Genomic DNA, 13,709 nt, shown 5'->3' with positions numbered 1-13,709 from the left:
ATGAATAGAAAATATAAAATGAGTTCTGTCCAAAAAAGTTTATATGTAATTGATCAAATGCAGGAATCAAATATCACTTATAATATCCCAATCATGTTAGAAGTCGAGGGGGAAATTGATAAAGAACGCTTACGCATAGCTGTAAAACAGCTATGCGTGCGTCATGAGTTATTAAGAACTCATTTTGCACATGTGAAAGATAAATTTCTCCAAATTATTGAGGATACAGTTGATATAGAGTTAGAGCATGAAAAAAGCATACAAGAATATGTGCAACGAGTTTTCAAAGAATTCATTCGACCTTTTGATTTAAGTGAAGCACCTTTAATAAGAATAAAAATACTTGAAGTAAAAGGTGAAAATACAATTTTGATGTTGGATATCCATCACATAATTTGTGATGGTGGTTCAACAGGTCTTTTAATAGAAGAAATGTGTAGATTGTATAATGGAGAGGAACTTTCTCCAGTGGGTATGCAATATAAAGACTACAGTGCTTGGCAAAATTCGAGAGATATGACGGAACAGAAAAATTATTGGCTTGATGAGTTTTCTGAAGAAGTACCAGTTTTAGATCTAATTACAGATTTTACTAGACCTAAGCAACAGAGTTATAAAGGTAGTAGTAATACCATAAAAGTAGATCGTAAAACTAGTAATGCTGTTAAACTCTTTAGTAAAGAAACAGGGGCAACAGAATATATGATATTGATGGCGAACCTTATGATGCTGCTAAGTAAATATACGAGACAAGGTGAGATTGTTTTAGGTACTCCTGTTTCAGGACGTACTCATCCAGCAATCCAAAATATGTTAGGTATGTTTGTAAATACTTTGGCGATTAAAGGGAATTTGCAATCTTCACAAAGATTTATAGATTTGGTGGCACAATTACGAGAAAAATGCTTAAATGCGTTTGATAATCAAGAATATCCATTTGAAGAGTTAGTAGATCAGCTTGGCGTGGAAAGAGAGCCTTCTCGAAACCCTATTTTCGACATTATGTTTACATTTGAAAACAAAGAAATGAACTCGCTGAGCATGGGGGATTATAAGGTAAATGCTGTGAAAGTTGATAGTAAGGTAGCAAAGTTTGATATTACTGTTACTGTTATAGAAACAAGTGACGGATACGATGTAGAATGGGAGTATTGTACGGACTTATTTAAAGAAAAAACAATTGCTCGTATGAATGAACAATTTGTCCAATTATTGAAAAATGCTTTGAAAGACCCACAAAAGAAACTGTGTGAAATTGAATTATTAACTGATACAGAAAAAGAAAAAGTTATTTATGAATTCAATAGGACACATATTGAATATCAAAACGATAAGACGATTATTGAAAGATTTGAGGAACAGGTGGAAAAAACTCCAGATAAAATAGCTGTAGAATATGAAGGAGAGAGCCTTACCTATAGACAATTGAATGCAAAAGCAAACACCATTGGGAAAAATTTAAGAGACAAGGGAGTACATACAGAATCCATTGTCGGAATTGTAACAAAGCGTTCGCTAGAAATGATTGTTGGGATTTATGGTGTACTAAAAGCAGGTGGGGCGTATTTACCAATTGATTCAGAATATCCGGTAGAGAGAATTAATTTTATGTTGAATGATAGTAAGGCAAAAGTATTGTTAGTGGGTGAAGGTAATCAAAGTATAGTAAATCATATAGATGCTTCAACTATACTTGTTAATTTTACAAATTGTGAAGAGGATCAGATAAACCCAGTTCATATCTCTCAACCAGATAGTTTGGCATATGTCATTTATACTTCTGGTACAACAGGAACACCGAAAGGTGTAATGGTTGAAAATAGGAATGTAATGAATCTATCTAATTGGCAAATCGATGAAGGGAAGTATGGAGAAGATACGGTTGTTCTTCAAAATTTAAACTATATCTTTGATGGCTCGGTTTGGGAAATTTTCCCTGTAATTTTATCAGGAGGAAAACTGTTAATTATTTCTGAAATACAAAACAAAGAACCTAGAGAGTTATTAACTCTTTTAGAGAAAAAGCAAGCTCTGTTAGTACCATCAATGTTCAGAATGTTGTTGGAACATGCAGAAAAAAATGGAAAAGTGGATGAATTAAAGCAGTTTGAAAGACTATATTTAGGAGCTGAACCACTTACTGGTGATCTGATAGCGAAGTATGAGGAGATAACAGGGGCAAGTATAAACAATATAAACAATTTATATGGCCCAACTGAAGCTACGGTTGTAGCTACTTCATATCGATTTAACGGGAAAAATAATAGAGAAATAATTCCGATAGGAAAGCCAATTGCTAATACTCAAATATATATTTTGAATAACAAAAGTATATGTGGAATTGGTATGCCGGGAGAATTATGTATTGGTGGTTCAGGTGTTTCTAGAGGGTACTTAAACAGAGCAGAACTGACAGCTGAAAAATTTGTAGTTGATCCTTACAGACCAAATGAGAGAATCTATCGAACTGGAGATTTAGCTCGTTGGAATGAAGATGGGAATATTGAATATTTAGGTAGAATAGATGAACAAGTTAAAATTAGAGGGTTTAGAATTGAATTGGGAGAGATTGAAGAAAGAATTAGGGATGTAGAAGGAATCAGTGATGCCGTTGTTATAATTAAAGAAAACAATGGTGATAAATATTTATGTGGCTATGTAATAACTACCCAAAATATAGATGTCGCTAACATTAAGAAGAAGTTAGGCGAGAACTTGCCTGAATATATGATTCCAGCATTCATTACGCAGTTAGAACGATTACCAGTAACAAGAAGTGGGAAAATTGATAAAAAAGGATTGCCTGAACCTAATATTACAAGTTCCGAGAGTTATATTCCTCCAAGAGATGAGATAGAGCTAGATATCGCTAAGGTATTTCAAGAAATTTTAGGAACAGAGCGTGTAGGTATTGATGATAGTTTCTTTGAATTGGGTGGTGATTCGATTAAGGCAATTCGTATTGTATCTAGATTACGAGAATATGGATACGAAATAAATGTTCGAACAATTATGCAAAATAGAACTATACGTAATATTAGTACGAGAGTAAATAAAGCGGAAATAAAAGTGGTAAATCAACAAGAAGTCGTTGGTAATATAGAGCTAACACCGATTCAAATGGATTTCTTCCATAGCAATCTAGCTCATCCTGAACATTTTAATCAATCAATTATGCTAGAAAGTAAACAAAGAATTGATCGAAAGAAAATTGAAAATACACTAGCTACAATTGTTAAGCACCATGATATGTTAAGAGCAGTATTTCAAGATGGAAAGCAAAACATAAAAACCATTACAGATAGTGAATTATATGAATTACAATACATTGATTTATTGGAAATCAGAGGAATGGAAGACGTATATTCAAGAATTAATGATCAAGTAAATAAGCTTCAAATGAGTATGGATTTAGAAAAGGGACCGTTATTAAAAGCAGCAGTAATTAAAACTGAGAAAAATGATTATTTGTTTCTTTGTGCCCATCATTTAGTAGTAGACGGCGTATCGTGGAGAATTCTTATAGAGGATATAAATATAGGGTACAATAGTAAAGATGGTACTCCTACATTACCATCAAAGACAATGTCATATAAAGAGTGGAGTAATTTATTGCGAGAATATCGTAGTAGCCATATTTTAAAGAAAGAAATTCCTTATTGGAAACAAATTGAAGAGAAAGTAAAAGAGAGTTTAATAGAAAAAATATCAAACGAAGATAAATTTAACATGGAGCATATAGAGCTAGCTTTAACACAAGAATTAACAAATAAAATGTTATATAAAGTTAGTAAGGCCTATAATACAGAGATTAATGATTTATTACTAACAGCTTTATCTAGAGCGGTAAATAAAGTAACAGGAAAAAGTACAGTAGCTGTCAATATGGAGGGGCATGGAAGAGAAACGATAGAGGGTGTTTCAGAAATTGACAGGACCGTAGGGTGGTTTACTAGTGTATATCCTGTTGCAATAAGTGATATTGGTAAAAGTATTCGAGAGGATATTCGGAATACAAAAGAAACATTGCGAAAAGTACCTAATCGTGGAATGGGATATGGTGTATTAAAAAGGTTGGGAGAAAGTGTCATAGAAGGTGTTACACCAGATATTACTTTTAATTATCTTGGAGAATTTGTTCAAGAAAATAGCCATGGGAATTTTGTAATGAGTGATTTACCATGTGGAAAGAACGTTTCAGACGATAATGATCTTGGGACACCAATCTCCTTTAATGGAGCAATTTCTAATAATGTATTCCACATGATAATAAGTTATGATAAATCAAAATTTAATACTGAAAATATGGAGTTAATGAAAGAAAGCTTTAAAAAAGAGCTAATAGAAGTTATAGAGCATTGTATTATGGTTGAGCAATGTGAACATACAGCATCCGATTTTGGAGAATTGAATTGGAGTGATAATGAATTTGCTTTAGTGAAGAATAAGCTTCAAGAGCAAGGATATGATATAGAGAGAATTTATCCTATGACACAAATGCAAGAAGGAATGCTATATCATAAATTACACAATGAAGATTCAACAAGTTATGTAGTTCAGACTGTATTCCAGTCCAATATCGCTATAAATGAAAAGATTTTGAAAGAATCTTTTGAGTTACTTGTAGCAAAACATGAAGTTTTACGAACAAATATAGTTTTCAAAGATGTAAGTGACCCTAGACAAGTGCTATTAAAAGATAAAAAAATTGAATTTACACAAATTGATTTAACAGAAATAGAAAATAAGCAAGTAGAATTAGGTAAAATAAGGGGAATGGATGTAAGAAGAGGTTTTGATTTTGAAAAAGAAAGCTTCCTTCGAGTAATTTTAGTTGAATTGGATGAGAAAGATTATCGACTGATTATAAGTTTTCACCATATCATTATGGATGGATGGTGTCTATCCATATTAATGAATGATTTAATTTGGTTTTATGAACAGTTATACATGAAAAAAACAAAGAGTGATTTGAAAGAGTCTATTCAAAAAACATCTAGTTACGAAGATTATATCCGATTAACACAAAATAAAGATAAGGAAATAGCTCTTAAATATTGGACAAGGCTTTTAGAAGATTATGAAGAACCGGCAGGTATAAAGACGATAGGCAATAGAAAGAATGAAGAAGCTAGCGAAGAAGTTCAAAGAATGGAAATAAGTTTATCTAAAGAAGAAACTCAAAAGCTAGAGAAAATGAGTAATAAGCTTGGGGTTACTGTTAACACTGTAATAGAAACTGCATGGGGAATAGTTTTACAGAGATATAACAACACACAGGATGTAATTTTTGGGAAAGTAGTATCAGGAAGAAACGTTAATTTAAATGGAATTGAAGAAATGGTAGGTCTCTTTATTAATATGGTACCTGTGAGAGTGAAAAATCAAGGAGACGATAGCTTTTCAAGCATAGTATCAACCTTACAAGAACAAGCTTTACAAACCTCACAATATGACTATAGTTCATTAGCAGAGATACAAAATTGTAGCATATTAGGTAATGATTTAATTCAAACTATGATTGCGTTTGAAAATTATCATTCAGAAGAGCGTAATTTAAATACGAGATTGAATTTAATGATGGTAGACGGAAGAGAGCAAACGAATTATGCTTTGACTTTAAGTGTAAATCAAACGGAAGTATTAAATTTAGGCATGATCTTTGATACTGAGTTATTTGGAATACATGAAGTGAAAAGAATTCTTAATAGATTATCTTTGATTCTGAAAAGTGTTATAGAGAATCCAGAGATAAAGGTAAATAACATTGAATTATTAAATGAGGAAGAAAAAATATTGGTGTTGAATGGATTCAATTCAACTAAGACAGAGTATCCAGACAATAAAACAGTTGTTGAACTATTTGAAGAGCAAGTACAAAAAATCCCTAATGAAATTGCTATTGGTTCAGAAGATCAAAGAATTACTTATCATTATTTGAATGAACGAGCGAATCAAGTGGCAAGAAAGCTCAAAAAGCTCGGAATGGAACAAAACCAATTTGTTGCAATTATGGCTGAAAGAAAAATAGAAACTATTATTGGGATTTTAGGTATATTAAAAGCAGGTGGTGCTTATTTACCGATAGATCCGAAACAACCAATTGAAAGAGTAAAATACATTCTTAAAGATAGTGATGCACAATTCATTTTAGCAACTGATATAAATGCTTCATTATTTAATAATTTATCTTTAGAAAAGATTAGTTTACAGAAAGCAGCACTTAAAGATGAATTATCGTCAAATTTAAATATAGTAAATACATCTAGGGATTTAGCGTATTTAATTTATACATCTGGTACTACAGGAACTCCTAAAGGGGTAATGGTAGAACATCGAAATATAAATCGTTTAGTGAGAAATGCGGATTATGTGGATTTTGAAAATGTTCGAATCTTACAGACGGGATCCCTTGCTTTTGACGCATCTACGTTTGAAATTTGGGGAGCTTTGTTAAATGGAGGTAGTCTCTATTTAGTTGATGATGAAGTAGTAATGAATCCTAAGCTACTGCAACAAATGATATCTAAATTTGCAATAAATACGATGTGGTTTACAACTACTCTATTTAATCATTTAATTATTTCTAATTATAAGATTTTCGATTCGTTAGACCAAGTTCTATTTGGTGGAGAAGCGGCATCAGCAGAACATGTTCGACAATTGATTGCTCGAAATAAGAAAATTAAATTATGCAATGGTTATGGCCCAACTGAAAATACAACATTTACAGCTTGTTATCCAATAAGTAATGATTTTGATGGAGGCAACATTCCAATTGGAAAGCCGATATCTAATACGCAGGTTTATGTTTTAGACAATAATAAAATATGTGGCATTGGAATGCCTGGAGAACTATGTGTTGGTGGAGATGGATTATCAAAAGGATATTTAAACAGACCAGAGTTGATGAAAGAAAAATTTATTAATAATCCATATAATTCAAGTGAAATTATATATAAAACCGGTGATTTGGTAAGATGGTTAGAAGATGGTAATTTGGAATATCTGGGAAGAATAGATGAACAGGTTAAAATTAGAGGTTTCCGAATTGAACTTGGTGAAATAGAGAATACTATAAGAAAAATAGAAGGTATTCGTGATGTGTCGGTGATTGTAAATGAAGAGAAACATGAAAAGCATTTATGTGCGTATGTTTGCTACGATGATGGAATAGAATCGAGAGATATATTGAATTATTTAAAAGGTAGTCTACCAGAATATATGATTCCGACATATATTGTTCAACTTGAAAAATTACCTATAACTAGGAATGGAAAGTTAGATAGAAGAGCTTTACCAATGCCAGAACATAAAGGGACAGAGCAATACATTTCACCTAGAAACAAAATTGAGTTAGTTATTGCAGAAGCATTTCAAGAAATTTTAGGAATTGAACAGGTTGGCATTGATGATAGTTTCTTTAGATTAGGAGGACATTCATTAAGAGCAACTAGATTAGTAAACAAAATAGAGCAAAAATTAGGGACTAGAATTCCATTGAGAGATGTGATGGAAGAGAAGACCGTGCGTAGAATTTCTCAGAAATTACAGCAATCTACCGATTTAGAAAAGTATAAGCCTATTGAAAAACAGCCTAAAAAACCAAGTTATGAAATGAGCTCAGCTCAAAAAAGATTATATGCTATTGATCAAATCCAAGGTGAGAATACCACATACAATATGCCGGGAATGATGAGAGTACAAGGTAGTCTCGATTTGGAGAAGTTGCAGCAAACGGTCAATGCTCTGATTAAGCGCCAAGAAGTATTAAGAACACATTTTACTATGAAGAATGGACAACCAGTCCAAATAATTGAAGACAATGTTGAACTTTCTGTTGGATACAGAAAAGGGAATAAGTTAAATATTGATAAGATCTATAAGGATTTTGTGCGACCGTTCGATTTAAATAAAGCTCCATTGATGAGAGTGCAAGTGGTAGGAATTTCAGAAAATGAATCGATATTAATGTTAGATATTCATCATATTATTTGTGATGGTGGTTCAATTGGTGTATGGTTTGAAGAATTTTCGAAAATATATAATGGCGAGGATTTGCCGGAATTAAAAGTACAGTACAAAGACTATAGTGTATGGCAAAATTCTAATGTTATGAAAGCGCAAAAGAAATATTGGTTAGATGAATTTTCTGGTGAATTACCATTGTTAAATTTAAAAACAGACTATCCAAGGCCACAAAAACAAAGTTTTAAAGGTAACTGTATTAAAACGAAATTGAGTAGTAGTACAAGAGAAGCAGTAAAGTTGATAAGTAAGGAAACTGGGGCTACAGAATATATGGTTTTATTATCAACATTTATGTTATTGCTTAGTCGATATGCTAGAACAGAAGAGATTATTGTTGGAACACCTATCGCTGGAAGAACCCACCCTGAAACACAAAATATGCTTGGAATGTTTGTCAATACATTAGCGATTAAAGGAGATATGCAGCCAAATCTTACTTATCTACAATTAATAGAGCAGTTAAAAGAGAAATGTTTGAAAGCGTATGATAATCAGGAATATCCATTTGAAGAATTAATTGAGAATTTAGATTTAGAGAGAGATATTTCAAGAAATCCTTTATTTGATGTTATGTTTGCATTGCAAAATAATGAGGAAAGCCATTTAAAATTAGGAAATACGAAATTAGAGCAAATTGAATCAGAAAGTGAAATATCTAAATTTGACTTGACAGTTAGTATGACAGAAATTGAAAGTGGCTATGAGCTGTTATGGGAATATTGTACAGACTTATTTAAACAATCCACAATAGAACGAATGGGATTACACTATTCCGAGTTATTAAAAAATGCAATGGAAAATCCAAAAAGAAATATTTATGATATTCCATTGATGGATTATTCTGAGTATAAAAAAGTACTTGAAGAATTTCATATAACAACAACTGAAATTCCTGATGAGAGTACAATTGTTGAGCTCTTTGAAAAACAGGTTGAAAAGACACCTGAAAAAGTAGCTGTTATTTCTAATGGTCTTGAATATACGTTTGGTTATTTGAATAAAAGATCAAATCAATTAGCACACCAGCTTCAAAAGTTACAAGTACAACCAAATGATTTTGTAGGAATATGGGCTACACGTAAAATTGAAACTATAATAGGGATTTTAGCAATATTAAAAGCAGGTGGAGCTTATCTACCAATTGATCCGAAACAACCTATAGATAGAACTCGTTATATGCTTAGAGATAGTCGAGCAAAAGTGCTTCTTACGGAAGTTGAGAATTTACCAGAGCTGCTTGATAGTTCTTTAACTGTTCTTAATTTAAAACAAGAAGATACTTATGATATGTCTTGTGAAAATCCTACAGTCATGAATCAAACAACCGACTTAGCATATTTGATCTATACTTCTGGGACTACAGGTGAACCTAAAGGAGTTATGGTAGAGCATAGAAATGTAATTCGTCTAGTAAAAAATACAAATTATGTTGATTTCGATGATGTAGGGATTCTACAAACGGGATCATTAGCTTTTGATGCATCCACATTTGAAATTTGGGGTTCTTTATTAAACGGTGGAAGATTTTACCTTGTTGAACAAGATGTATTAATGGACGTAGAAGCATTAAAACAAATATTAGCTGAATATGAAATTAACACGATGTTTATTACAACTGCTTTATTTAATCAATTAGTTATTACAGATTGTACAATTTTTGATTCATTAGATCAGTTGCTCTTTGGTGGAGAAGCTACGTCAGAAGAACATGTTAAAAAATTAGTTAAGAGCAATAAAAAATTAAAACTTTCAAATGTGTATGGGCCGACTGAAAATACGACATTTACAACACATTATCCTATTTGTTCAGAAGAGTTATTAGAAAAAACTCCAATCGGAAAGCCGATATCTAATACAACAGTTCATATCTTAAATGGAAATAATTTATGTGGAATTGGTATTCCAGGAGAATTATGTGTCGGGGGTGCTGGTGTAGCAAGGGGATATTTAAATAAAGCGGAATTAACAGCTGAAAAATTTGTTGTAAATCCACTGGTTCCTGAAGAAAAAATCTATCGTACAGGGGATTTGGCACGCTGGCTTGAAGATGGGAATATAGAATATTTAGGCAGAATTGATGAACAAGTTAAAATTAGAGGGTTTAGAATTGAACTTGGGGAAATTGAAAGTAAACTTAGAGAGATACCTTATATTCAAGATGTAGCTGTTACTTTAATAGAAAAGAATAATGACAAATATTTATGTGGTTATGTAGTTAGTAAACAAAAAATCATAACCGAAGAAATTAAGAATCAATTAGGGAAAACTCTTCCACAATATATGGTTCCAACATATATTATGCAACTAAGCGCTTTACCGATGACACAAAATAGGAAAGTGAATAAAAAGGAATTGCCTATCCCTGATTTTGATAATTCGAATCATTATGTTGGTCCAAGAGATGAAATTGAATTATGTGTAGCAAGAGTGTTTGAGGAAATTCTTGGTATTGAACGTATAGGAATCGATGATAGTTTCTTTGAATTAGGAGGAGACTCAATTAAGGCGATTAGAATTGTTTCAAAGCTACGTGAGAACGGGTACGGAACGGATGCTCGTAATATTTTGCAAAATAAAACTATTCGTAAAATATGTCTAGGTATAAGTAAAGCGAGAAACATAATAATTGATCAAAGTGAAGTAACGGGAGTTGCAGCATTAACGCCAATCCAAATTGATTTCTTTAATAGTCAATTAGAAAAGCCAAATCATTTTAACCAATCATTTATGTTGGAAAGCAGTGAAAGAGTGAATGAAGAGCATCTTAATAAAGCACTTACTGCAATTGTAGAGCATCATGATACATTAAGGACTGTATTTAGAAGTGGAGAACAGGTTGTTCAGTCGATAAAAGAAAGTGCATTGTATGATTATCACTCCTATGATTATTCTCATATTCAAAATAAAGAGGAGTTATATGAGAAAATTAATAATAGTTCTAATAGTATACAGGCCAGCTTTGAAATTTCTGAAGGGCCTTTAGTTAAAGTTGTATTATTCCGAACAAAAGAAAAAGATTACTTGCTAATTTCTATGCACCATTTGGTAGTAGACGGAGTATCATGGAGAATTATTATTGAAGACTTGAATAAAGGGTATACTCTTTCTAAACAAGGAAATGAGGTAATTCTTCCTAGAAAAACTATGTCGTTCAAACTTTGGAGTGAGGCTTTAAATAAATATAGAGAAAGTGAATCGCTAAGAAAAGAGATACCATATTGGCAAAAAGTCGAGAGGTTAGTTAAGGAAAGTAAGTTACCTACAGATCAATTAGGAGAGAATTATTTACCTAGAGAATTAGTGATGCATTTATCAGAATCCGAGACAAGTTATTTACTGTACCAAGCAGGGAGAGCCTACAATACTGAAATTAATGATTTACTTTTAACAGCGGTATGTAGGGCTGTAAATAAATTGGATGGTAAAGAAACTGTGGCATTGAATCTTGAAGGACATGGAAGAGAAATGCTAGATCAAAATATGGTGATTGATCGAACGGTTGGTTGGTTTACAAGCGTATATCCAGTAGCTGTAACAGGGATAGGAGATTCTATTACAAATGATATACAAAAAACAAAAGAGGCATTAAGCTCAATTCCAAACAAAGGTCTAGGATATGGAGTGTTAAAGGCATTGGGAGAAAATGTTTTGGAAAATGTTAAGCCTGATATTACCTTTAATTACTTAGGAGAATTAGATCAAGAAAGTGGATCAGATTATTTTAATATGAGTGATATACCACGTGGTGAAGAGATTGCAATAGAGAATGAATTTAGTACTGGTCTTTCTATAAATGGAGCTGTAACTAATAAAAAACTTCGAATGGTTGTAATTTATAATGGCTCAAATTATAGTGAAAAATTTATGCAAGCATTGAATGATGAGTTTAAAAAACAATTGTTAGTTATTATTGAGCACTGTATTGAAAAGAGAAAGAATGAAAAGTATATAGAAAATACTAGAAGTCATTTAAACAGAGATGAAGCTATCACTCAAGTAATATGGGAAGAATTTGGATTAGACAGTATATTGAAATCTATAACTGTTGAGAAAAAAGAGCACTCAGTTCTGTTTGTGACAGATTTGAGTAGTGAAAAGAGAGGCGAGATTAAGGGGGAAATAATCAATAAATTATCATTTTTACAGATTCCAGATTATATCGTTGATATGAATAAGTATCCATTAGTTTCAGGGAATATGGAGGAGGAACAATTTATAAGCTTGTGCAGTGAGTTAGAGAATACAAATAATATATCGTTACCGAAAATTACTAAAGATGGTGAAATGGATGAAGTTATAGAGGGATATACACCTTCAATCATGCAAGAATTGTTTTTATCAACACCGAATACTATGATAGAGGAAAAGATTATAATAGAAGGGGATTATGATAAAGACAGCGTTATAGCCGCTATAGAAAAAGTTGTTCAAGAACAATCTATTTTAAGAAGTACTTATCAAAAAATAGCGGATAGATATATTATTTGTGAACATGATTACAATACGTTTTGGAAGCCAAATTACTTTGATCTAAGATATGCTACTTCTACTTATATTACTGCAGTATATGATTTAATTCATGGAATGCGGAGAAAAATGAGTACAAGTATATTAACTGAAAATAATATGCTAAGCAATATTGTAATTACACAAAAGACCGAAAGAGAATATTGTATTTATGTGATTATTCATCATAGTATTTGGGATAAGGCAAGTAATCAGATTTTTAAAGAGAAAATTATAGACATTTTGAATTTAAAAGCAAAATATTTAAAAATAAATGAAACGTATAAACAATATGTAAATGAAGTAACAACTAGTAAAATATATGCGGAAACCCATAACTTATCGAACTTAGAAAAATTTAAAGAGAAAACGGATGAGTATGTAAAGCGTAATATAAATAATGTGTTAGAAAAGTCAGTTGTTTCATTATTTAAAATGGGTTCGGCTACAGAAAAGCTTTATAACGACAAACCTTGGTCACTATTCGCGTATATTTTGAACATACTTGCTAGAGAAAATAAATTAACAAATATCCATACTGAACCTTTACCAATACTTATTTTACAAGAAGATAGAAGATATATGACAAATGATTATAGTAATACACTTGGAGAGTTTTTAGATTGGTTACCATTGCTAATTGAGGGATCTAAAGAGAATGAGTTGCTAGACTGGCAACACAAGGTTAATGAAATTCAAAATGTAAAAAAAGAAAATCATTATAGTTTTGTTGAACTATTAAACTACAGCACAGTCGAGATGAGAAATATGATGGCATCAGTTCTTTCAATCAATTATCAAGGTGGGTTTAGTATTGAGTATGAGGAGATGCAAGAGATACTAAAAAATGATGATTATAATAAGAGTACAGAAGTTTTTGTAAATAGCTATTCTAATTATTTAATCTTGTCGTATCCAATTTTTAGTAGTTGTTCAGGAGATATAGAAGAAGTCATTCAAAATGAATTAAATCAATTGGAAGACTTACTAAATAAGAAAGTTGAAAGTGAGCAATTTGAAAAAGTAGTAATTAAACATTAAAAAATGATAATATGAGACCTCTAAATAGATGATTGCTGAGTTTATTAAATTGAAGTAGAGGGATTCTATTATTTTTAAAACATAGTAGAATGTATTTTATCATTTATCATGGTTAGTAACATGAATTTAAG

The 13,709-nt window shown here is 31.6% G+C and carries 1 protein-coding gene; it reads left to right on the top strand.

The features are described 5' to 3' along the window. The gene (locus ACE38F_RS18720) at positions 1-13,578 is read left to right on the top strand and encodes an amino acid adenylation domain-containing protein (RefSeq protein ID WP_375369642.1); all 13,578 of its coding nucleotides are present in this window, start codon (positions 1-3) and stop codon (positions 13,576-13,578) included. Positions 13,579-13,709: the final 131 nt, after the last annotated feature.

This window comes from Bacillus altaicus (assembly GCF_042136375.2).
GTDB classification, from domain to species: domain Bacteria; phylum Bacillota; class Bacilli; order Bacillales; family Bacillaceae_G; genus Bacillus_A; species Bacillus_A cereus_U.
Note: the sequence above shows the minus strand (reverse complement) of the source record. Positions and strands in the feature narration are given on the sequence as shown.

Excerpts from the sequence above, each read along its gene's own strand:
- ACE38F_RS18720 (WP_375369642.1), top strand. The coding sequence starts at position 1 with ATGAATAGAAAATATAAAATGAGTTCTGTCCAAAAAAGTTTATATGTA.